Annotated in this window: 16 protein-coding genes; 6 read left to right on the top strand and 10 right to left on the bottom strand. The window is 35.4% G+C overall.

Going from position 1 to position 23,743, the window contains the following annotated elements:
- The first annotated feature begins 270 nt into the window (after positions 1-270).
- Positions 271-1,107 carry an undecaprenyl-diphosphate phosphatase gene (locus tag ADJ83_RS18100; RefSeq protein WP_031536355.1) on the top strand — a complete coding sequence of 279 codons (837 nt, stop codon included), beginning with the start codon at positions 271-273 and terminating at the stop codon, positions 1,105-1,107.
- Between the two features lie 38 nt (positions 1,108-1,145).
- Here ADJ83_RS18100 and ADJ83_RS18095 read toward each other — a convergent pair whose 3' ends face one another.
- Entirely contained in the window at positions 1,146-2,192 is a 1,047-nt protein-coding gene (locus ADJ83_RS18095) for an AI-2E family transporter (protein ID WP_031536356.1), read from the bottom strand.
- A 319-nt stretch (positions 2,193-2,511) separates the two neighbouring features.
- Between ADJ83_RS18095 and ADJ83_RS18090 the strand changes: the two genes are divergently transcribed.
- Positions 2,512-3,900 carry an amino acid permease gene (locus ADJ83_RS18090; RefSeq protein WP_031536357.1) on the top strand — a complete coding sequence of 463 codons (1,389 nt, stop codon included), beginning with the start codon at positions 2,512-2,514 and terminating at the stop codon, positions 3,898-3,900.
- Between the two features lie 56 nt (positions 3,901-3,956).
- Here ADJ83_RS18090 and ADJ83_RS18085 read toward each other — a convergent pair whose 3' ends face one another.
- Both ADJ83_RS18085 and ADJ83_RS18080 read right to left on the bottom strand, forming a co-directional pair.
- Positions 3,957-7,082, bottom strand: coding sequence for an MMPL family transporter (locus ADJ83_RS18085; RefSeq protein WP_031536358.1), 3,126 nt, complete (start codon positions 7,080-7,082; stop codon positions 3,957-3,959).
- A 17-nt stretch (positions 7,083-7,099) separates the two neighbouring features.
- Positions 7,100-7,555: a MarR family winged helix-turn-helix transcriptional regulator gene (locus ADJ83_RS18080; protein WP_081836571.1), complete on the bottom strand. Its 456-nt coding sequence runs from the start codon at positions 7,553-7,555 to the stop codon at positions 7,100-7,102.
- Positions 7,556-7,831: 276 nt separating this feature from the next.
- Between ADJ83_RS18080 and ADJ83_RS18075 the strand changes: the two genes are divergently transcribed.
- The gene (locus ADJ83_RS18075) at positions 7,832-8,230 is read left to right on the top strand and encodes a hotdog fold thioesterase (RefSeq protein ID WP_031536360.1); all 399 of its coding nucleotides are present in this window, start codon (positions 7,832-7,834) and stop codon (positions 8,228-8,230) included.
- 204 nt (positions 8,231-8,434) lie between these two features.
- Here ADJ83_RS18075 and ADJ83_RS18070 read toward each other — a convergent pair whose 3' ends face one another.
- From ADJ83_RS18070 to ADJ83_RS18060, 3 genes are all read right to left on the bottom strand, one after another.
- Positions 8,435-10,099, bottom strand: a complete 1,665-nt coding sequence (locus tag ADJ83_RS18070; protein WP_031536362.1) for a glycoside hydrolase family 13 protein — start codon at positions 10,097-10,099, stop codon at positions 8,435-8,437.
- Between the two features lie 57 nt (positions 10,100-10,156).
- Positions 10,157-11,182 carry a LacI family DNA-binding transcriptional regulator gene (locus ADJ83_RS18065; protein WP_031536363.1) on the bottom strand — a complete coding sequence of 342 codons (1,026 nt, stop codon included), beginning with the start codon at positions 11,180-11,182 and terminating at the stop codon, positions 10,157-10,159.
- A gap of 333 nt (positions 11,183-11,515) precedes the next feature.
- On the bottom strand, positions 11,516-11,890 hold the full coding sequence (locus ADJ83_RS18060; RefSeq protein WP_031536364.1) for a winged helix-turn-helix transcriptional regulator: 375 nt from the start codon (positions 11,888-11,890) through the stop codon (positions 11,516-11,518).
- Between the two features lie 170 nt (positions 11,891-12,060).
- Between ADJ83_RS18060 and hxlA the strand changes: the two genes are divergently transcribed.
- Both hxlA and hxlB read left to right on the top strand, forming a co-directional pair.
- Positions 12,061-12,693 (top strand): 3-hexulose-6-phosphate synthase, encoded by a 633-nt coding sequence (gene hxlA, locus ADJ83_RS18055; protein ID WP_031536365.1) that lies wholly within the window; start codon positions 12,061-12,063, stop codon positions 12,691-12,693.
- A 3-nt stretch (positions 12,694-12,696) separates the two neighbouring features.
- A complete protein-coding gene (hxlB, locus tag ADJ83_RS18050; RefSeq protein ID WP_031536366.1) occupies positions 12,697-13,254 on the top strand; it encodes a 6-phospho-3-hexuloisomerase in 558 nt (185 codons plus the stop codon).
- Between the two features lie 72 nt (positions 13,255-13,326).
- Here the strand turns inward: hxlB and ADJ83_RS18045 are convergent, their stop codons facing one another.
- The 4 genes from ADJ83_RS18045 to ADJ83_RS18025 all read right to left on the bottom strand — a co-directional run bounded on the left by ADJ83_RS18045 (position 13,327) and on the right by ADJ83_RS18025 (position 22,204).
- Complete coding sequence (locus tag ADJ83_RS18045; protein WP_031536367.1) at positions 13,327-14,241, bottom strand: hypothetical protein; 915 nt, start codon at positions 14,239-14,241, stop codon at positions 13,327-13,329.
- Between the two features lie 229 nt (positions 14,242-14,470).
- The gene (locus ADJ83_RS18040; RefSeq protein WP_031536368.1) at positions 14,471-15,049 is read right to left on the bottom strand and encodes a class D sortase; all 579 of its coding nucleotides are present in this window, start codon (positions 15,047-15,049) and stop codon (positions 14,471-14,473) included.
- A gap of 6 nt (positions 15,050-15,055) precedes the next feature.
- The gene (locus ADJ83_RS26330) at positions 15,056-20,305 is read right to left on the bottom strand and encodes a 5'-nucleotidase C-terminal domain-containing protein (RefSeq protein ID WP_051640928.1); all 5,250 of its coding nucleotides are present in this window, start codon (positions 20,303-20,305) and stop codon (positions 15,056-15,058) included.
- A gap of 291 nt (positions 20,306-20,596) precedes the next feature.
- A complete protein-coding gene (locus ADJ83_RS18025) occupies positions 20,597-22,204 on the bottom strand; it encodes a Na/Pi cotransporter family protein (protein ID WP_031536370.1) in 1,608 nt (535 codons plus the stop codon).
- A 176-nt stretch (positions 22,205-22,380) separates the two neighbouring features.
- On the opposite strand from ADJ83_RS18025, the gene ADJ83_RS18020 reads away from it, so the two are divergent.
- Positions 22,381-23,742: an IS4 family transposase gene (locus tag ADJ83_RS18020; RefSeq protein ID WP_048717268.1), complete on the top strand. Its 1,362-nt coding sequence runs from the start codon at positions 22,381-22,383 to the stop codon at positions 23,740-23,742.
- Position 23,743: the final 1 nt, after the last annotated feature.

Genomic DNA, 23,743 nt, shown 5'->3' with positions numbered 1-23,743 from the left:
TTTTCGAGCCATATTATTCTCTCCCCCTCTACTTTACTTCCTTAGTATATCTTCATTCCTCTTATTAAGCATTTTAACTCAAAGAATTTTTGATAAAATTAGTGAAACTTATAATTCTATTTCTACGTTTTACTCTATGTAAAAATTTAAATGGCAGAAATTTTACATCACATATCATTCAGCTTTTGCAAAATATTTGTTATGATAGTTGGGTGTATGTTTTTGAAAAAGTAATTTACATATTAATTGATAAATAGGAGTGAACAAGGCTTGGATAAATTATGGGAATTAATTGTTGCCTTTATTTTAGGCATAGTAGAAGGTTTAACTGAATTTGCACCTGTTTCATCAACAGGACATATGATACTTGTTGATGATTTATGGTTAAAATCAGGAGAACTTATTTCACCTGAAGTAGCAAATACCTTTAAAGTAGTGATCCAATTAGGATCGATTTTAGCAGTAGTCATTATCTTCAAAGATCGCTTTCTTAATATTCTTGGTTTGAAAAAAACGATTGATGGCGAAAAAGTAACAGGACATAAATTGAGCCTCGTACAAGTTATCATTGGGTTGATCCCAGCTGGTGTTTTAGGGCTCCTTTTTGATGATTACATAGATGAACATCTATTTAATTTTGAAACAGTGGTGTACGCTTTGATTGTTGGAGCTATTCTGATGATTATCGCAGACTATACACAAAAGAAAAAGAAACCAACTACAACTTCTTTGGATCAAATCACCAATAATCAAGCGTTTTTCATTGGTCTATTCCAATGTATTGCCTTATGGCCAGGCTTTTCAAGATCTGGATCAACGATATCTGGTGGCGTACTTATGGGACTAAGTCACCGTGTCGCAGCTGATTTTACCTTTATTATGGCTGTACCGATTATGGCCGGGGCAAGCTTTATTTCTTTATTAAACAATTGGGAATATATCACATCTGCGTCTCTTCCATTCTTTATTGTTGGATTTATCAGTGCATTTATTTTTGCATTAATTTCCATTCGATTCTTTTTAAAGTTAATTGATCGAATTAAATTAACACCATTTGCAATTTATCGTATCATTATTGCCATTATTATTATTGTAGTGTTCTTATAAACCTAGTGAATAATACTATCCTTAACAAAAAAGTCACCTCATTTTGAGATGACTTTTTTGTTTGAACTTTTTTTACTTCCCTCTTTTTTGTCGCTCTTCACTTCTAATATATCTAACAAGAATATGAAAATCGGGATACCGACGATTAATCCCCAGACTCCAAAGAAGTGTTCAGAGAAAATAAGGACAATAAATGTGAAAAATACTGGCAAATCTGTCTTAGAAGACATTAGTTTTGGGTTTAAAATATATGCCTCAATAGAGTGGATAACCATAATTAAGATAACAACCGAAATGACATGAGTTATTCCTCCGACCGTATAGCCAATAATGCATAATGGAATGAAAGAAATAATCACACCTGCAACTGGTATAAGACCAAGCAAAAATATCATAATGCCTAAACCAAATAATTGAGGAAATCCAAGAAAATATAAAGAAGCTGTCGTTAAGATACAATTAATTATGGCAATTATAAATTGTGCTTCAATTACTTTTCCAAAAGTAGCAACAAATTTCTTTCCAAAATACATGCATTCAAAATAAATCGGTGCTATTTTGCTAGTATGGAAACGATTAGCAAACAATCGTAAGCGATCTTTTTCTAACAGAAAAAATAAGCTTAGCACGATCGCCATAAACACTTGAAGAAGATTTCCCCAAATATTAGTAAAATACTTAAATATAAAGGTGATTCCCTGATGCAAATAAGTTGTGATACTAAAATCATTGATTTTATTCACTATAAAATTTAACACAACATTATCATGTGGCTGCATATAAAAATCTGTAAGCTGAATAACTAATCCAGATATTTGCTGAATGACAACAGGTAAATAGGTGGAAATCCCATATATAAGCAAGAATATCACTGAAAAATAGAGTAAGATAACAGCTATTGTCCGTTTAATTGCAAACTTACTTGTAAATACCTGAACAAGTCTATCCATTAAGTAGGAAAAAATAAAAGTAAATAAAAGGAGATTTATCATACTTCGTACAAAATAAAGGCATAAACTAATTAAAATTAAAATTAAAACTCTTTTTACTCCTTTTTTTCGAAAAAATGAAAGCAATATTTCCATGTGAAAGACTCCTGACGCTGACGATTTATAATACCTAGCCAATAGAAATTTTTTTACTTTACAACTTATTATCAATCCAATAATGAAAAATAACAAGAAAAAACGATTGAATTTTTTTACACTTTCTTTTGAATATAGATCTTATTCGATGTCCTTATTATTTTCACCAAATTGTAACAAAAAGGAACAAGTTTCTTTATTTTTTAGAAAAAACTTTCTTTACAGTCTATATGAAAATTAGTAAAATAGGAAAGTCGTTTTTCAATTTGGTCGACATTTTTATGCAATTTTCGCAATTTTTTATCATCAGGAGGTTTACATGAGTATCTTCAGAAAAAAGGCAGTAACGTCAAGCACTAATACCTCGCTTAATCGTGTACTCGGTGCATTTGATTTAACGATGTTAGGGGTCGGTGCAATTGTTGGTACTGGCATTTTCGTATTGACAGGTGTTGCCGCTGCTAAATATGCAGGACCTGCTCTTATTCTTTCCTTTATAATTGCAGGCCTTGCCTGTACTTTTGCGGCTTTATGCTATTCGGAGTTTGCTTCTATGATTCCGCAGTCAGGCAGTGCCTATACTTATAGCTATGTAGCATTTGGAGAAGTAATCGCTTGGATTTTGGGCTGGGATTTAGTATTGGAATATGGACTTGCTTCGGCCGCTGTGGCAAGTGGCTGGTCAGGTTATTTTCAAAGCCTGTTATCAGGTTTTGGTATCCATTTGCCTACTTTTATGACAAGTGCCTTTAACCCTGCAAATGGTACATTTATCGATATCCCTGCTATTATAATCGTCTTTATTATTACGCTTTTATTAACGAGAGGGATTCAGGAGTCCTCAAAATGGAATATCATTATGGTATTCATTAAATTAGCAGTCGTTTTACTCTTTATATTTGTTGGTGTCTGGTATGTAAAACCTGATAATTGGGTACCCTTTACACCATTTGGTTTTTCTGGAATCACTACAGGGGCAGCTGTTGTGATATTTGCTTATTTCGGCTTTGATGCTGTTTCTACAGCAGCAGAAGAAGTAAAAAATCCACAAAGAAATCTGCCTATTGGGATTATTTCCGCCTTAGCCATTTGTACTATACTCTATATTATTGTATCGCTTATTCTAACTGGAATTGTTCCTTATCATCAATTAAATGTCAAAGATCCTGTTGCCTTTGCTCTTAGCTATATTAATCAAAATTGGGTAGCTGGCTTTGTTTCTCTTGGTGCTATTATCGGAATCACGACCGTCTTAATGGTAATGATGTTTGGGCAAACTCGCCTTTTTTACGCCATTAGTAAAGATGGTTTGCTTCCAAAATCTATGCAAAAGGTTAGTAAGAAAAACCAAGTACCTATTGTCAGCACATGGATAACATCCGCTTTAGTAGCAATTTTTGCTGGTTTAGTGCCATTAGATCGATTAGCAGAACTAACCAATATTGGGACATTATTTGCATTTACTATGGTTTCCCTTGGTGTCGTCGTCTTACGTTACACTCAGCCAAACCTTCAAAGAGGATTTAAAACTCCTTTCGTACCATATATTCCAGGACTAGCTGTCATCTTTTGCGTTTATTTAATGCTTCAGCTAAGCAGCGTCACATGGAAAGGCTTTGTCGTTTGGCTAGTAATCGGATTGATTATTTATTTTTCATATGGTTATAAGCATAGTAAATTAAATAATACTAGCGAAAACTCTATTTAATAATAAAAAGAGGAAGACTTTAAGGTTACAGCCTAAAAGTCTTCCTCTTTCTTAATTTAGTCTTTAACTCGTTTAAACGGCCACCAGTTTGCTTCTCCAAAATTCTTAACAAGTACAGGAATAAGCAATGGCAAGATGATAAACGCGTATAAAAATAATCCAACTAATACTATACTAGCTATTTGCAATAAGGAAAGCATTCCTGATGGCATCATTGCTGCGAATGTACCACCTAAAATAATGGCTGCTGATATAATGACAGTTCCCATCCTCTTCATTGCTTCTAGCATCGCTTCTTTTATTGTTAAATCCTTATATTCATTGAAGCGATCCATAAGGAAGATACTATAATCCACACCTAAAGCCACTAAAATAACAAAGGCAAAAAATGGTACTGCCCAGCTGATTCCTGTATAGCCAAGCATATTGACAAAGATAGCTTCATTTATTCCAAGTGCTGTGTAGAATGTTAAAATCAATGATCCAATTATATAGGCTGGCATAATGATGGAACGGAATAAAAAGATTAATACAATTGAAATTCCAATCATCATCCAAATAACGGTATTCGTATAATCTGCATCTGACATCGTTCGAAGGTCTGCGTTTGTACTGGTAATTCCTGAAACAGCAACTTCAGCGTTTTCTAGCTTCGTCCCTTTTGTTATACTTTCCACACTATCCTTTATCACATCAATTTGATCGATGGCATCGTTAGAATAAGGGTTATCTGCGAAAATAACATCAAAAGTCATAATTTTGCGATCGGGAGATAAATACGTATCTAATGCGTCCTTGAATTCGTCACTCTTTAATACTTCTTCTGGAATATAGAAACTATTTGTTTCATTCTTGGATAAACCAGCTAAATAGTCTGTAGCGGAACCTATTCCATCGGAAACTTGATCTAATCCTTCCGCACTTTGTGTTAGTCCATCGGTTAATTGCCCAAGCTGTCCGCCAATTTCGCTAAAACCATCCAATAACTGCTTCTGTCCATCATTAATACTGCTTAAGCCATTCGTTAATTTAGGCATATTTTCAACAATTTGCCCTTGACCGTCTGCTAGTTGATCTAACCCTTTTTGCTGTTGGTCTATTCCATCAATTAATTGCTGTAGCCCAATTGAAATATTGCTTTGATTTTTTAGAATCTCAGCATAGCCTTCATTTACGGCACTTACTCCCGATTGTAATTCTGCAAGGCCATCATTTAATTGACTTATCCCATTGCTAATGGCAGGTAATTGCTGTTGAGCTCCTAGAAATCCTTCTCTTATACCGAGGTAGCCTTCCTCATCAGCCAATCCAGCATATTTATTTTCTAAATAGCCAAATGTTTCTTTTGGAATTTTATTTAGACCTGTGGCTAATTGCTCTACACCAGAACCAATTTTTTGATATTCCAAAAGGGCAGTGGCTAAATTAGTTTCCACTTTTTTATAGCCGCTTTGTAAATCTTTATGTGCAGCCAATAATGCTTCTGCTCCTGTTTTTGCTTCTACTAAACCAGCTTTTATTTGATCAGACCCAGCCGATCCTTGACGAATGCCTTGCTCAATCTTTTCGAGATTGTTTTGAATTTCGCCTAAGCCGGATTTAACATCATCGGTTCCTTTAATAAGCCCATTAATCCCATCGGCCGCTTCATTAAGCTGCGGTTCAGAACTTTGCAACTCATCTCCAGCACTGTAAAGTCCTTCACTTATTTGATCAAGTCCTTCTTTTCCTTGATCCAATCCCTCTTCTAGCGTCTTAGCCTGATTAGAAATATAAAAATCCTCAATCGATTCTCCCATTGGTCTCGTTATGGAACGAACTTTATCGACTAAATCTACTTTAGCTAATTCAGTTGTAACCGAGTCTGCTAATGATAGGTATTCAATCGAGTCTAATTCATCATCATTTTTAATGATAACAGTTGTTGCCATCGATTCTCCTGGTCCAAAGCTGTCAGCAATGGCATTAAATGCTTTAATAGATGGATAATCATCACTAATTTCTTCTAAGGAATTAAAAGAAAGATCCCCATCATATGTGACAAGGAAAGGCACACAGATACATGCAACAATTAATAAGGATAACAATGGTCTCTTTAAGGATAAATTACCTGCCATTGCCCAAATCTTACTATCTCCATGTTCTGCTGACCCTTTTGACGGCCAAAATAATTTATTCCCTAGCAGTAGCATGAAGATTGGCACCACCGTGAACAAGGCAACCAATAGAATTGCTACTCCAACCGCGACAGCAGAAGCAGATTGATAAAGTACAAATTTAGAGAATCCAATCGCAGCAAAACCAATCATTACAGCGACACCACTAAAAAATACGGTTCTGCCTGCATTCTTGTACGTTTCCACTATCGACTCCAAAATACTTTCCCTGTGCATCATTTCTTCTTTAAATCTACTTAATAAAAGAATGCAATAATCTGTTCCTATCCCAAAGAGTACTGCTACTAAGAAGATTTGCGTATAGGTGGAAATCGGAAAATCAAATTTATCTACTAAAATAGACACGATAGATTGAGATGCTAAATAGGTAACACCTACTGTGATTAATGGAATAAACGGTGCAATAACTGATCTAAATACAATTAATAGCACTGCAAGAATAAAGACAACTGTTATCCCTTCAGTCTTCTTTAACCCTTCTTGCGAACTATTAACTAAATCTTGGTCAATCATCCAATTGCTCGTATAAAAGTGATTTACATCATATTCTTCGATTGTTTTATATAATGCATCACTTACTTCCTCTGCTTCTCGGTCATTCCAGCTAATCGTTAATGAGGTGAGAATGGTTTTTCCATCTTCTGAAACCAATTGATCTTCTAAATCTTCATTGGTAAAAGACGAAATAATATCTGTAATTCCAAGCTCTTCCTTGTTTGCTTCTAATGCTTCAACTGCCTTTTTCGCTTCCGTTATATCATTATCAGATAACTTTTTGTCATTATGGAAGACAAGTGCTACAGATGACTGCTCTCCCACATTTTTCTGATTTTGAATTTCATCCAGAATCTTTCCTGCTTTGGAAGAGGAATACTCATCAGGTATACTAATCTGTCCTTTTTCTTCCACTAGATCTCCCATATTTGGAGCGATGATAAATAATCCTACTATAGCGATAATCCAAGCTCCAAGAATAAACCATTTTCCTTTTAAAATAGCATTCACTTTCTTACCTCCAACCTTTATTCCTTATTTCCCTCAATCAGTCCATCTAATTTTGCATAAGTATCTAAGAAATTTTGAATTTCAGTATGATCAAATTTCGAGATGACAGATTCAATCACACTTTGAATTTTTTTCTCCATTTCGCCAAAAATCACTTTGCCGTCAATGGTCAAGGTTAAATAAATGACACGCCTATCCTTTTCGTCCCTTGTTCTTTCCACCCATCCTTTTTCAACAAGACGATTGATAATGGGTGTAATAGCACTTTTCTTAACTCCAAAGACAACCGCAAGCTCAGTCGATGTACATACATGGACATTATTTATATGGCGCATCGTAAAATGCTGCTCTGTAGTAAGAACATCACCGATTTCCTGTCTAATTAGCTGATCAAATTTACGATTAACTGAAAAATTTATACTGACATATCGGTCAATAATTTGATCTATTTCTTTTCGATTAATAACAGTCACCTCTCTTTCTTTTAGTTAAAGAGCTTAACTATTAAATAGTTTAACTTTATTGTTATTTTTATGTCAACAAAAAACTTTCATTCCTAAAAGATACAGGAAGACTATTCAATCGAACCTTTACCATCAGTTTTTCTCCCTTTCCTCCATAAATAGTGAGCGTTTTATTAAAACTTAAGAGGAAGATAAAAGCGATGAATTCCTATTAAAGGAAGGGGCAAACGAACTTAAAAGATACCTATGCTATAATAAGGAAAAAAACAAACGGAGAATAAGATTATGTTTCCAAACATTTCAATGAAAAATACGCTTATGGAAAGCTTAGGAATCAAAATAGTGAATGTGAAAAATGGAGAATGTATTGCGACAATGCCAGTTGATGAAAGAACAAAACAACCCTTTGGCTACCTTCATGGCGGGGCTTCCGTTGCCTTAGCAGAAACGGCTGCCAGTGTTGGAGCAGCAAGTCTAGTTGATTCGAAAAGACAGGCTGTTTTTGGACAAGAAATAAATGCAAATCACATTCGCTCCGTAAAAGAGGGGATAGTAACTGCAACTGCTACAGTTATTCATCAAGGAAAATCTAGCATGGTTTATGAAATCAAAATAGTGAATGATAATAAGGAATTAATCTGCATCTCACGGTGTACGATGGCGGTAATTTGTTTAGAAAAGTGATTCTTTCGTTTGGCTGATATCTTGTTTGCTTTGGCTGATTTATTTGGCTTTTGGCTGATATCCTGTTTGCTTTGGCTGATATCTCCACTATTAGGCTATAATCCCACGTAATTTACGGATAAATTTCACTTAACACACAAAAAAGTGCATCCAAAATGCCAGTTAATCTGACTTTTAGATGCACTTTTGCCTTTAAACTACATGTTACTTACACGTATATAATCTTGCTTCATATGGCTGCAATGAAATCGAAGTAGTTGGCTCATGCTCTTCCACTGCATAGTTCGCTAACAATAGATTTTCATGCTCTAACTCTACAACACGATTTTCAAATACTGCCTCTTCTGCTGATAAATTAGTTATAATAACCATTTTTTTATCATCTAGTGTTCGCGTATAAGCAAATACCTGATTATTTTCCTCATCTACTAAATCAAAGGTTCCATAGGTTAAAATAGGACCTGATTTTTTCAACTCAATCATTTTCTTGTAAAAATGATAAATAGAATCTGGATCTTTCTTTTGATTTTCTACATTAATATCTAAATAGTTAGGATTAATCCCCATCCAAGGAGTATGTCGGGAGAATCCTGCGTAAGCCTCGCTTGACCATTGCATTGGAGTTCTAGAATTATCACGGCTAGAAGACCAAATAATTTCCATTATCTCCTTATGGCTAACTCCTTCTTCTCGTTTCAATTTATATAGATTTTTTGTTGCCACATCATCATATTCCTCAATTGTCGGAAACTGAACATTTGTCATGCCTATTTCTTGACCTTGATAGATAAATGGCGTTCCTTGCATAAAGAAATACATCATGCCAAAAGCCTTCGCACTTTCTTTCCAATATTCTTTATCATTTCCCCATGTAGAGACAGATCTCGCTTTATCATGGTTTTCGATAAATAGCGCATTCCAGCCTTTATTCTCTAAACCTTTTTGCCATTTATTTAGTACTTGCTTCAATTCCATAACATCTACGCCGTAATTTTTTTCATTATCCCATAGATCGAGATGCTCAAATTGAAAGACCATATTAAATTTACCTTTTGTTTCTCCAACCCAAAGCTCTGCTTCTTCCACTTTAACTCCATTTGCTTCTCCAACTGTCATAATGTCATATTTAGCAAATGTCTCGTTTTTTAATTCTTCTAAATAGGTTTGAATTCCCTCCACATTCATATGTTTATCAAAGGATGGAACAAAGTCTAAATTTAAAGGATTATCCATATCCTTTAATCCTTCTTCTTTTTTGATATGGCTGATTGCATCAATTCGGAAACCGTCAATTCCTTTATCAAGCCACCAATTAATCATATCGTATATAGCTTTTCTTACATCTTCATTTTCCCAGTTTAAATCCGGTTGTTTTGTTGAGAAAATATGCATAAAGTACTGTCCCGTTGTCTCATCAAGCTTCCATGCAGACCCGCCAAATATACTTTCCCAGTTATTAGGCTCCTTCCCATCTACGCCATCTCTCCAAATATACCAGTCTCTCTTTGGGTTATTTAAAGATGAGCGAGATTCCAAAAACCATTTATGCTCATCACTCGTATGATTTATAACTAAATCAATGATTAGCTTCATTCCGCGTTGATGAACTTCATAGAGAAGTAAATCAAAGTCAGCCATTGTTCCAAACTCATCCATAATATCTTGGTAGTCGCTAATATCATAGCCATTATCATCATTTGGAGATTTATACATTGGACAAATCCAAATGCAATCAATACCAAGATCTTTTAAATAATTTAATTTTGTTATAATCCCCTTTAGATCGCCTATCCCGTCTCCATTTGAATCCATGAAACTTCTAGGATAAATTTGATATGCTACTGCTTCTTTCCACCACTTTTGCGTCACTGTTTTAACTCCCTTTCAACATCTAGTTTCTGTCTTATTACCACTATTAAGCTTGTATTACTCTGCTACTTTACAACATGAGTTTCTTTCCACCATTTTCGCTGGCACTGTTATTCGCTTCATTACTGAATTAGGATACGTTATATCATCAAGTAAACATTTCGTTGCTTCGACGCCAAGTTGAAAAATATTGATATCAACACTTGTCAACGAAGGCTTCATGTACTTACCGGTTGAAATATTATTAAAGGCGACAATCGATAAATCTTCTGGAATAGATATAGAAAGTTCCTCTGCGTAGCTGATTAATTCAATCGCAATAAAGTCATCGGAAACAACTAATGCTGTCGGGCGACTCTCCATATTCAATATTTCAGCAAGCTTTTCTTTCGTTCTCCCAGCTATTTCCTTATCATATACAATTAATTCCTTTTGATAAGCAATTCCATTTTCCTTTAATGCTTGTTTAAATCCTTTTAGTCGGTCAATTGTAAAGACCATTTCCATATTTGCACCAATGAAGGCAATTTTTTTATGCCCTAACTGAATTAAATACTCGGTAATTTGCTTTGTAATAAACACATTATCATTATCGACAAACGTTATTCTTTCCGCATTTTGATAAGGTCTACCAATAACTGTAAACGGAAAATTATTGTGTAAAAGATAGTCCATAATTTGATCATTCGTTTTACTATATAAAAGAATAATTCCATCGACTCTTTTTCCATGAACCATCTCGATAACTTCCTGCAATATTTCTTCTTCTGTTGCTCCAGTTGTCAAATATATTCCAAACTGACTTTTTCTGGCCTCCAAACAAATACCTCTTAGTACTTCTGGAAAAAACGGGTTTTCCAGTACCCTCTCCGTTGAGTTCGGCATAATAATTCCGATTGTTTTCGTGCTTTTTACTACTAGGCTTCTTGCTTGAAGGTTTGGATGGTATCCTAATTCCTCCATTGCTTCGCGGACTTTTCGCTTTGTTTCATCACTTATTTTTGGATGGTTTGCAAGCACTCTTGAGACTGTGGAGGGAGAAACATTTGCTAATTTACCAACATCTTTAATTGTTACTGCCATACTTGTACCTCCATCATTATTAGCATCATTATGGTAAACGCTGTCATTTCCGATTAAAAAAATGTATGATTTCTATTGTTTCTTCGTGCAAACGATTGCACTAATATATGTTGAATATACCATAGGAAATGTTTTATATCAATACAAAATTACATTTGAATGGTTACTGCCTTTCCTTTTAAAAAGGGGACTTGGAAATGACTTCTTTATTTTTCACTTTGCAGGCGCAGAGAACGCTCCTTTGTTACTTTGCGAAGAGCCTTTGTGTAGCATCATACATCTATAAAAGAGAAAAAAACCTCACAAGGAAGGTTTTCTTTTTCTAGATGAAATTTATTTATCCAATGACTCTAGTTCCTTTATTACTGGAGGATTCTCAAGCACAGTGTCCATATAATTTCTTCCCCAGCTATACATTGCATCTAAGATAGGCATAAGGGATTCCCCTTCCTTTGTTAAAGAATACTCCACTTTTGGCGGAACAACAGGATAGACAACTCTTTTTATAATATAGTCATTTTCTAATTCACGTAATTGATTCACAAGCATACGTTGCGTTATTCCAGGTATCAAAGCCTTTAATTCTCCAAATCGCTTTGTTCCTTCCTTTCCCAGATGCCAGAGAATGAGCATCTTCCATTTTCCGCCTATGATACTTAACGTTAATTCTTTCTCACAGTTGAATTCTTTACCTGCCATTCGTTCCATCCATAAACCTCCTTCATGCAAAATACACTTAGTATACTTTTAGGCACTATATAAAAATAAAGTGCGTACTTACTTAAATGAATTATAAAACGTATAATGACGTTTGTACAGAAATTAACATTTCAAACATCTCAATAATTAAAGTGAAAAAGAAAAGGAGCGTGCTAAAAATGAAATTACAATTAGCATTAGATTTAGTTAATATCCCACAAGCAATTGAGGTTGTAAAACAGGTAGAACAATATGTTGATATTGTTGAAATTGGAACACCCGTTGTCATAAATGAAGGACTTCACGCGGTAAAGCAAGTGAAAGAAGCTTTTCCAAACGTTTCCGTTTTAGCAGACTTGAAAATTATGGATGCAGCAAGATATGAAGTAAGCCAAGCAGTAAATGCAGGAGCTGACATTGTCACTATTTTAGCGGTTGCTGAAGATGAATCTATAAAAGGTGCAGTTGCTGAGGCGAAAAAACTTGGCAAAGAAATTCTTGTTGACATGATTTCAGTTAAAGATATTAAAACACGTGCACAACAACTTGATGAATTTGGTGTTGACTACATTTGTGTTCATACTGGTTATGATTTACAAGCAGTAGGAAAAAATTCTTTTGAAGATTTAAAGGCAATTAAGAGTGTTGTAAAAAATGCAAAAACTGCTGTAGCTGGTGGAATTAAATTAGAAACATTGCCTGAGGTTATTGCTGCACAACCTGATTTAGTTATCGTTGGTGGAGGAATTACTAGCCAAGATAACCTAAGTGAAGCTGCTTCTAAATTTAAAGAACTAATTGCTCAAGGATAAATCATGAAAACAAGCGATTATCTTGGCCAAGTTATTCAAGAACTATCTCAAGCTGGAACACTTATTGCTAATGAGGATTTAGAAAAACTTGTTGAGCATATTCTTCACTCAAAGAAAATTTTCGTATATGGCGCTGGCCGTTCTGGATTTATGCTTAAGTCATTTGCAATGCGAATGATGCATATGGGAATCGATGCCTATGTTGTGGGTGAAACGGTTACCGCTACCTATGAAAAGGATGACCTACTTATTATAGGGACAGGGTCTGGCGAAACAAAAAGTATTATTACCATAGTAGAAAAAGCAAAAAGTATTGGTGGAAACATTGCAGCTCTTACAATCTCTCCTGATTCTACTGTTGGTAAACTAGCTAATCAAGTTATAAAAATGCCTGGTTCTCCAAAAGATAGAGGAAATGAAGATGCAAAAAGCTTACAGCCAATGGGCTCCCTGTTCGAACAATTACTCCTAATTGTCTTGGATAGCGTCATTTTAAAATACATGGAAATAAAAGAATTAGATTCCAATAAAATGTATGGAAAGCATGCTAATTTGGAATAGAATTTTTTAAACATCAAGAGGATAGATAAAAGTATGTTCCATATAATTTTTATCTATCCTTTTGAAACATTTTTAATCTGAACTACCACCACAACTGGAACAGGAGCTACCTGACGAGCAGGAGTTATCAGACGAACAAGAATTACAGGAGAAAAACGATCCGGATCCGCAACTTGTGCAACTTGACGAGCTACTACTACTTATTTTCATATAACTTGAAAAATCTTCATAATGAAAATAAGAAACAGATAAAAAAGGAACAAGCATAATGTTAAATTTTTGTTCTCTTTTCCCTTTCTCCATTTTGTCATATATGACGCTCTTTTGATAATCCCTTACCTTCCTTACTGTTTTTTTCATAGATGCAATAAGTGCAAATACCGTTGGAAGATATTTCGTGTCACTTTTAAAATATCGTTCAAGCAGCTCAGCTTCTGATAAATCCTTAAAGTCCTCAATGATTGCGGGATGAACAGGATACCGGAAAAAGCCATTGTATAAATAGATATTCTCCTTTCTTATAAGAAAAAGCTCCGCATATACCCAATCAAAAAATCCTCGCAGATCAGGGTCAGACTTTGCCTTCACATTAGGACTGTGATGAAGAGTAGTACCTAAATATTTTCTAGAAAAATCGCCGTATTCACGGGTGAACATAAGCATTTGATGCCATAATTCATCGACTTTCTTACTAAACATTGGAGACTCTTTTAAAAGAGAAGTTAAAACAAAGTAACGTTTTAAATCAAGTAGGCGCCATTCATACTCATTTTCTTTTAATTTATTTTCTTCCTTCACTCTATTTTCTACATTTTCCATATAACTTCTAGTAAGGGAGCGATCTAAATCGTCATTCAATTTTTTTAATCCTTTAATTGGCTTTATCTCTAATACTTTAGGAGACAAACCAAATTTAAACGTTAGTTTTTTACGTAAAAATAGACTCAACCAAATAATAAAAACTGCACATAGAAGCAACCATGCCATCTAACTTCTCCCCTTCCTATTAGTAACATATAAAAGCTATTTACCTTGGTTATTATTACTCTTACGAAATTTTTTTATATAAAGTTCCATTTTTACCTTTTTTTAATATTTAGATTAGGAAATTATTTTAGAAGCTACTAAAAAAGGTACATCACTACGTAAAGTGATGTACCAAAGGATATGATATATGCCATTTTAATAATTTTGAAAAATTAGCAATATTTTGCTTTTACATTCTTTCTGCATAAATAATATAGCGCTGTGGAGCGTTTCCTACAAATCTAAAAGGATAACATGTTGTTAGAATTAGCTCCTCTTTTGAATCATCTAACGTAATAATCGAACGATCATCTGCCTCAACTATTTTTGTCGAAGTGATTTGATAAGAGAATTCTCCATATGGCAACACAATTTTTAACTCGTCCCCGATTTCTAGTTCTCCCGCTCTCCTAAATACTGTATCTCGATGACCTGACAAGACAATTTGTCCATTTTCATTCGGGTAAAAACTGCCTTTATAATGGCCGACTCCTTTATCAAGATCATCTGGATCGGTACCTTCTACAATCGGTAATATGCCATCAATCTTATCAATCTCCAATAGCCCCACTGCTTCACCAATGGATGGAATAAAACGGTCGCTGTCTTTATCTACCCATTTTTCATTCCCCTTGTTAATGGCTGTTTTTGCTTCCGATAAGGAATTCTCTGTTTGCGCTTTTGTGTCCATAATATTGAAGACGCCATAACCAATAAAAAGTACTCCTCCTACTATAAGCAGGAGGGATAACCATTTTGTCCATCTCATGATATCCTATGCCTTTCTTCTATTATTTGCATAGAAAACAACAACTCCTATGAAGAATAATAATAATCCTACTATGATAAAATTGTAAGTCATTGTCGCTGTATTTGGCAATAGATTTCCTTTTTCTTTCTCTGGCTGATTAACTGTATCATTGTTTTCATCTAATGAAGTTTCTGTACCTTCATCAGATCCATCACTTTCGTTATCTTGCGTACCATTTTCATCTTCTGGAGCATCTGGATTTTCTCCCTGCTCTTCTTCTCCATCACCTGGGGTTTCCGGATCGTCTCCTTGATCTTCATCCCCATCACCTGGAGTTTCTGGGTCTACTTCAGGTTCTTCAGCACCACTGGAAACTTCTGAAATACGTCCTTCAGCAGTATAGGCAATTGGTTCATCGAAAGATTTAATAAAATCGACCGTTGCCTGTAAATCCTCTGGTCCTTGAATTGGATTTTCCCCATACGTATTTAGTAAGTATGAATCGGTACTATGTGGATACATATAGCTATTAACCGTTACTGTATATGTTTTTTCTAAATCTAGCTTCGTTCCATCTGGCATAAGTAGATCCACGACTTGTCCAAATTGTCCTAAAGATGCATCCCATGTATATTTAAAGCCAGCAATACTGACGTCTGGACCATAGGAACTAAATTGTGTATTCAATACTTCTTTTAACTCTTGACCGGTAATTTCCAATTTAACAAGGGTATTATTAAATGGCTGAATATTAAAGAGTTCCTGCCAAGTAATTTCTCCTTCCAGTAAATCATCTCTAATTCCGCCACCATTCATTAAGGCAAAATCACTGTCCATCGCGGCTTTCATTCCGTCGGCAATTAAATTGCCAAGACCATTATCGCCAACTTCTCCTTTTTGTGCATAGCCACCTGTTATGTCAGTAGCAGCTATTCCAATTACTTCATTTAACTTCGGACCAACTTGATCGATATACTTATCCAATATGGCTTTTACTTCAGAATCTGGTGTAACATCTTCTTGAACAACATCCACTATCTCCGCTGTTTTTTCAGAGAAATCCTTTGTTAGTGGGTCAATGGTAAAATCAATATCCGAATAAGCCTTGCCATATTCCCATGCTTGAACAATTAGCTTATTATCCACAACCCCATTTAGCTTCACATGGTTATGTGCGGCAAAAATAATATCAACTGCATCATCTACATTTCGGGCAATATCTGCAATTTCTCCTGTAATTTCATTTGTTCCTTCTTCTTGGCTTCCAGGAACATGCGCTAAAACAACGATTGCTTCAATTCCTTGATTTTGTAATTCAGGAACGTACTTATTAATCGCCTCTGTCTCATCTGTGAAGCGAATATGCTCATTTCCTGTAGCTACAATCATGCTTGGAGTTTCTACTGTCGCCACCCCAATAAAGCCAACCTTTACCCCATCTATTTCTTTTATTGTATATGGATCTAATACTAATTCACCAGATTCCTTATATTCTACATTTGCTGCAAGGACTGGAAAATTCATACCATCATATTCACTTGTTCCCTTAGGGTGATCGCCTCCATTAATCATGCGGAGCATCTCGTCTACCCCTTCGTCAAATTCATGGTTTCCTACTACACCAACATCAAAGCCTAGTGATTCCATTATTTCAACAGTTGGTTCGTCCTGTAAAAGGGCTGATACTGGTGAACTTCCACCAATCATGTCCCCTGCATGTACTAATAATGTGTTCGGGTTCGTTGCTTCTGCTTTTCTTAAATAGGTAGCTAAATAATCCATTCTTCCATAATTAACACCATCAACTGTTCCTGTTACATCAATTTTCCCGTGCAAATCATTCACACCAAGGAACTGGCCAGAAATGGATGGAAGTGGTTCTGCATTTATTTCCTTAATTCTTCCTGTATTATAAGAGATTGGACCACTAAAGCTTCTTACAAATTCTACCGTTGCTTCTAAATCTTCTCCACCTTGAATTGGATTCTCCCCAAGCTTTTGAAGAAGATATTGGTCTGATGTGTGATCAGCCATATAATTATTTACTGTAACAGTATAGTTTCCATTCGGATCTATTTTTTCCCCATTAGGCAAGAATATATCTACTACTTGTCCATATTTTCCTGCTTTACTATCCCAAGTATACGAAAATCCACCAATACTAACATCTGGTCCATAGCTACTAAATTGACTATTTAATATTTCTTCTAAATCACTACCACTTATCTCTAACTTTACTAATGTATTATTAAAAGGCTGTACGTTAAATAAATCGTTCCACGTTATTTCCCCGGAAACTATATCATCGCGAATTCCGCCGCCATTCATTAAAGCGAAATCACTATCCATTGCAGCTTTCATACCGTCAGCAATTAGATTTCCTACAGGGTTATCTCCTTCTGCTTCTTTTGTCGCATACCCACCTACCATATCAGTCGTAGCTTCGCCAATGACTTCATTTAGCTTTTCGCCAACTAATTCTTGGTATTTTGCTAAAATAGTAGACACTTCAGGATCTGGAGTAACTCCAGTTTGAACTACATCCACGATTTCAGCTGATTTTTTCACAATGTCGCCTGTCTCCGGGTCAATTTCTAAATCAACATCTGCAAAAGCTTTTCCATATTCTCCAGCTTGAATAATTAATTTATTATCCACAACAGCATTAACTTTTACATGATTATGAGCCGCAAATATGACGTCTACAGCATCATCTACTTCTGTTGCAATTTTGGCAATATCACCAGTTGCGCTTTCACCAGCTTGATTTCCGGGAACATGTGCTAGAACAATAATCGCTTCTACACCTTGGGCTTGCAATTCTGGCACATACTTATTAATAGCATCTGCTTCATCAGTAAAGCGAATATTTTCATTTCCTTTTGCAATAATCATATCTGGCGTTTCTGTTGTGGCGACACCAATAAACCCAACCTTGACTCCCTCTACTTCTTTAATAGCATATGGATCAAGTACTAGATTGCCAGTATCCTTGTATTCAACATTTGCTGCTACCATTGGAAAATCAATTCCATCATACCCTTTTGTTCCATTTACATGATCCCCACCGTTGATTAAGCGGAGCATCTCGTCTACTCCTTCATCGAACTCATGGTTACCAACTGTTCCTACGTCAAAGCCGATTGATTCCATCATCTCCACAGTAGGCTCATCTTGAAGCAATGCAGAAAGCGGGGAGCTCCCTCCTACCATATCACCAGCGTGTACAATTAGTGTATTAGGATTTGTAGCTTCCCTTTCTTTTAAGTACTGTGCTAAATAATCCATTCTACCAATTATATTTTCTTTCTTTTCATCTTCATATTCTTCTGTCACTTTTCCATGAAGGTCATTTACACTTAGAAGCTGAAGTTTAATTGTATCCTTCTCTTCACCACCATTTAATGCTGTATACCCATTGTTCTCTGCTTCCTTGGCACTAGCAAAGAAAATGCGATTTTCCACTGGTACTTCCTGAAAATCTTCTGGTAACACATATTTCTTTGTTTCAGAATTTCCTACATATCGCAATAACCCTTTTCCTTGTTCTCTAGCTCTAAATTCAAAAGGCTGTTCCATTAAAGGATTGTCTTTATCCCAAATCCCTTTATGATTATCCATTGCATCTTTCACTGCGGACTGGAACATATCATAATCTGCTTCATCAGCAACTGGCCAAATAAAATATGTCGATGCATATCCTTGTTTCACCATTTCAAGATTGGTATTTAATTGATCGCTCTTACGAATAATTTGTGCCAGTAGACGGCCATAATCATCTGTTGCCTCTTCCCCTACTTTTACAATTACTTCATCACCAGGCTCTAAAAGCGTATTTAAATACTCTTTTGCTTTATTTCCATGTTCTAATTGGTTTTCATCTGCTTCATTCTGAGGAGTATGATAGGTTTCTGGTGTATCGATATTCACATAGCGAACTTTCGTTGTCCCTAATACTGGAGTTTGTAAATGGATTGTATCTCCGTCTACCACACTGCTAACAGTGCTTTCATATTCTCCTTTAGCAGAAGGAGAAGGTGGTTGTTCTGCCAATAACTGAACATCACTGGCTTTTCTAGGAAAAATTTGATAGGTATTATATTGACTAAGAATTCCTGTGAATTCATACCATTTTCCTGTTTGTATAGACGAAATCGCCTCAGTTTCTTCCATTACTCGAATTGTCGTTCCATTAAAGCTTTCATCTAACACCGTCACATTATATCCGCCACCTGCAGCAGTTTCAGGAACTGTTTGCACATAGCCTTTTACTTTTACTAACTGTCCTTCTTTTAATTCTGCTACACTATCATTATTTAAATCTGCTAGATTCATAGTAACTGGTACAGGTAATTCATTGTTTTCAGAAATCACCTCAATTCCATCTTCTGCTGGGACAATTTCCAATAACTTATTATATTCTGTTATTTTCCCGGTTACTTTTACTTTCTGACCTTCTGTTAATGCAGGAAAAGAACTTGCATCCTGAGAAAAAATATTAATGCCGGCTTCCTCATCTTGAATATAAGTGGATAACTTTCCTCCGCCGATGCTCGAATTATCAGCAGTGACAATCCCTTCAATTGTTACATTTTGTCCAACCATTGCTCGTGCTTCTTTGATAGATTGGGGCTCAGTTGGATCGGTTGTTGACTCTTCATTTCCATATAACTCTTCTCCAAACAGATGATTACCTAAATGAGAGAAATCATCTTGGTTATACGTATCCCATTCTTCTGATGGATCGAATGGATTCTTTCCTTTATTTCCAGATGAGATATTATTTTTTCTTACAAGGGTATGATCCTTTGTTTGGCCATCGCCCCATTCTTGTTGTTCGCCAACTATCCCAAATACATCAATGATTTCTTCATTATGTTTTAAAACTATGGCGTCATCCCCATTAAAGTTTGCAACCCCACTCACCATATTCGCTTTTTCCTTAATGGCTTCATTAGCAGATGAATGAGCAATAATAAATAATTCACCATGTTTTAGATTACCTTCTAAACGAAGCGTAGACGTAGTAGTTGTTTTACCATTTGAATACAGTTCAACTGAATAAGACGATAAATCTACATACTTTCCAGTTCCATTAAACAATTCTATCGCCTTGTTATTGGAACTGCCTTCTATGTACTCAGAAATAAATAAGTCTGTTGCCGTTAAGTTTTCTGATGCTGCTCTTACCGTAAATGTACTAAATAAATTCGAAAAAACTAATAAGAAAATTAAAAATATTGAAAATAATCTTTTGCTACTATTTCCCTTCAATCTTTTTCCTCCTCCACCTATTAATCGTAATCTCTTCTACTCCATTTATTGCGAAAAACTCTTTAATAGAATTAATTACTATATAAAGATAACTTAATATTGTAAAAACTACACTAGCAATTTGTAAATTTATTAATAGAAATGGAATATTTCGTTATTTGTACCTATTTTCTCAATAAATTCACCTATGAAGTTTTACCTATTTTTGTTAATTTTCAATTTAACTTAACCTATAGCTTTTTTCGAAAAAATAGACCACATGAGAATTCACCCATGTGGTCATAAACTTTCTTATTTAACGATTGCTATCGCCTCTGCAATATTGGCAGCATGATCGCCTACTCGTTCTAGATTACTGATAATATCGACAAAAACAATTCCGGCATCGCCACTACATTTTCGTTCATTTAAACGGCTTATATGCTTTTTACGATATTGTTTTTCCATTTTATCAATTTCTTCTTCGTTTGTAATAGCTTTTTTAGCAAGCTCCACATCTTTTGCAAAAAAGCTATTATAGGAAGTTTTTAATGTTTCCACTGTAAAGCGATACATATTTTCTAATTCATTTTTCGCATCTATTGAAAATTCTACTTTTTTATTGATTTTATAATCCACAAGTTCGACGATGTTTTCCATATGATCCCCAATTCTTTCAATATCTCTGATTGAGTCAACCAAAATAGAAAACTCTTCACTTTCATGTGGTGTTAAGGCTTTGGATGAAAGCTCGACTAAATAGCTTGTAATTTCCTTATCTAAATTATTAATCCCTTGCTCGTATTGCAACGCTTTTTCTTTATACTTCTTTTCTCCTGTTTGTAAATACTTGAATGCTTCTTCTAAGCCTTTAATAGAGAAATCCTTCATTCGTTCTAATTCTTCCTTTGCTTGCCCTAAAGCGATAGAAGGAGAATGTTCAATAAAGGTTGTGTTTAAATGCTGCGGTTTTGTAATAATACCTCCATCTTCTCCTGGAATTAACTTTGTCACAATCCATGCCAAGGCAAAGATGAACGGGAATTGAATAATTGTATTCGATACATTGAATATCCCATGTGCAAATGCAATGGTCATCGGTTCATTTAAACCTAAAACTCCTTGCAAATACGTAATAAAATGAGTAAATGGCGCTAAAATAATTACAAAAATCACTGTTCCAATAATGTTAAAGAGTACGTGAACCATTGCCGCTCTTCTTGCAGCTATCGACGCACCAATGGAAGCTAGAATCGCAGTAATCGTTGTTCCTATATTGTCACCAAATAAAACTGGCAAAGAAGCCTTCAAAGAAATAGCATCTGTAGCAAATAACTCTTGTAAAATTCCAATTGTAGCACTTGAACTTTGAACGATTAATGTCAAGACTGTTCCGACTACAACTCCAAGAATCGGATTATTACTCATATTAACAGTTAACTCATGAAAAGCTTCTAATGAACGTAGCGGCTTCATACCAGAACTCATTAGTTCTAGTCCATAAAACAATGCTCCAAATCCAAATACAACTTGACCGAATGAAGTGATTTTTGGATTTTTAAAGAAGAATAATAGGACAGCACCAGCTGCAATAATCGGTAAAGCATATGCTCCTATATCAATCCCAATGATAAAGGCAGTAACCGTTGTTCCTATATTTGCCCCCATAATAACGCCAATCGCTTGGCGCAAGGTCATAAATCCAGCACTTACTAACCCTACTGTTATGGCAGTAGTTCCTGAACTGGATTGGATTAACACTGTTACAAAAATTCCGGCTAATACGCCCATAAATGGATTTGTCGTAAACCGATCCAAGATTTCCTGAAGACGGTCTCCTGCAGCATTCTGCAAACCATCTCCCATATATTTAATACCAAAAAGAAATACCCCTAATCCTCCAAGAAACTGGAAGATCATTTCTTGATAACTCAACTTTCGCACCAAAAAAATAAGTGCAAATCGTTAGTTGTATTGCGTCTATGGTCTATTAAATATGTTGCTTGACAGTGTTTAATAAAATGAAATAACACCTCATTCTTTGGTATAGTGTAATTGTAGAGAAAACACTACCATACAGAAGAGGTGCTCCCTATATGATAGACCAAAATAGCCAAAACAATCAACTACCAAAAGAACTTAATTCGGTTTTTTCTGAGCTTGAAATGAATAAACACCTGCGCCAAGCAGGAATTAAAAAATCCTTCGGTTTCAGCTGTTCCTACTTATTTCAGCTTGTTTTCTGTTTGATTTTCCAGCACAAAAATTGGTTTTCACTTCTTGATTCAAAGAAAGCCGATCAGTTTCCAGCCAAAGATGCCGTCTATCGCTTTTTAAACCAATCAACTTTTAATTGGCGCCGTTTCTTACTACTGTTGAGCATTTTTACTATTCAAAAGGTGACTCGCCTTACGAATAAAGAGCGTCCAAAAGTACTGATTATCGATGATTCTGCGTATGACCGAAATCGTAGTAAAAAGGTAGAGCTTCTCGCTCGTTGTTTTGATCATGCTTCCCTGAAAATGCGTTTCTTTAAGGGGTTTCGTATGCTCACTTTGGGCTGGTCAGATGGCTATACATTTATGCCAATTGACTTTTCTTTAGTCAGTTCAAAAAAGTCTCAAATCAATGGTATCTCTGAAAAAATTGATAAACGTACTTGTGGATACAAGCGTCGAGAAAATGCATTACAAACTGAGCCTGAACAAGTTCCTGACATGATTAAACGTGCATTAGCCAATGGGATAGATGCAAGTTATGTCCTTATGGATTCTTGGTTTACATTGCCACCACTTGTAAAGTCTATTGTGGATCAAGGATTAGACGTAATTGGTATGGTCAAAGAAACAAAACAACGTTATAACGTAAACGGGGAGATGGTTTCTTTAAAGCAACTATACCGCCTAGCTGGACCCATTCAATCCAAGAAAGGAATTCTTCGTTCCATCCATACGATCATGGCTAATGGAACACCAATTAAAGTGGTATTCATTCAAAACAGAAATAAGAAAAGCGACTGGCTTGCCATCCTCAGCACAGACTGCACTCTTTCAGAACAGGAGATCGTCCGAATCTATGGAATGCGCTGGGATATCGAGGTATTCTTTAAGGCGGCCAAATCTCTTTTGAAACTTGAAAAAGAATTCCAAAGCCGTTCATATGACGCGCTTATTTGCCATACAACGATTGTGTTTTCTCGTTTTATCGTTCTGTCGTGGCAGAATCGCTGTAATACCGATCAACGCACAATAGGTGGTCTGTTTTACGAATTATGCGATGAAGTAAATGAACTTGATTGGGCTGTCGCATTACAGCAATTGATCGAGCTTCTTCAAGATGCACTTAAACAAACGAATAAGAAAATCAAAAAAATAATTCAAAGTCAACTTGAACAGTGGATCGCTGGCCTTCCTAATTATATCAAGGCTTATTTGCCGATATCACTCTGCGAAAGTTGAG

The sequence above is a fragment of the Bacillus sp. 522_BSPC genome (assembly GCF_001076885.1).
In the GTDB taxonomy this organism is placed as follows: domain Bacteria; phylum Bacillota; class Bacilli; order Bacillales; family Cytobacillaceae; genus Niallia; species Niallia hominis.
This window is presented reverse-complemented; position numbering and strand designations above follow the sequence as displayed.

Bases quoted from the DNA above. Each gene is read 5' to 3' on its own strand.
- ADJ83_RS18095 (WP_031536356.1), bottom strand. From the start codon at position 2,192: ATGGAAATATTGCTTTCATTTTTTCGAAAAAAAGGAGTAAAAAGAGTT.
- ADJ83_RS18090 (WP_031536357.1), top strand. From the start codon at position 2,512: ATGAGTATCTTCAGAAAAAAGGCAGTAACGTCAAGCACTAATACCTCG.
- ADJ83_RS18075 (WP_031536360.1), top strand. From the start codon at position 7,832: ATGTTTCCAAACATTTCAATGAAAAATACGCTTATGGAAAGCTTAGGA.
- ADJ83_RS18065 (WP_031536363.1), bottom strand. From the start codon at position 11,182: ATGGCAGTAACAATTAAAGATGTTGGTAAATTAGCAAATGTTTCTCCC.
- ADJ83_RS18060 (WP_031536364.1), bottom strand. From the start codon at position 11,890: ATGGAACGAATGGCAGGTAAAGAATTCAACTGTGAGAAAGAATTAACG.
- hxlA (WP_031536365.1), top strand. From the start codon at position 12,061: ATGAAATTACAATTAGCATTAGATTTAGTTAATATCCCACAAGCAATT.
- hxlB (WP_031536366.1), top strand. From the start codon at position 12,697: ATGAAAACAAGCGATTATCTTGGCCAAGTTATTCAAGAACTATCTCAA.
- ADJ83_RS18045 (WP_031536367.1), bottom strand. From the start codon at position 14,241: ATGGCATGGTTGCTTCTATGTGCAGTTTTTATTATTTGGTTGAGTCTA.
- ADJ83_RS18040 (WP_031536368.1), bottom strand. From the start codon at position 15,049: ATGAGATGGACAAAATGGTTATCCCTCCTGCTTATAGTAGGAGGAGTA.
- ADJ83_RS18025 (WP_031536370.1), bottom strand. From the start codon at position 22,204: ATGATCTTCCAGTTTCTTGGAGGATTAGGGGTATTTCTTTTTGGTATT.
- ADJ83_RS18020 (WP_048717268.1), top strand. From the start codon at position 22,381: ATGATAGACCAAAATAGCCAAAACAATCAACTACCAAAAGAACTTAAT.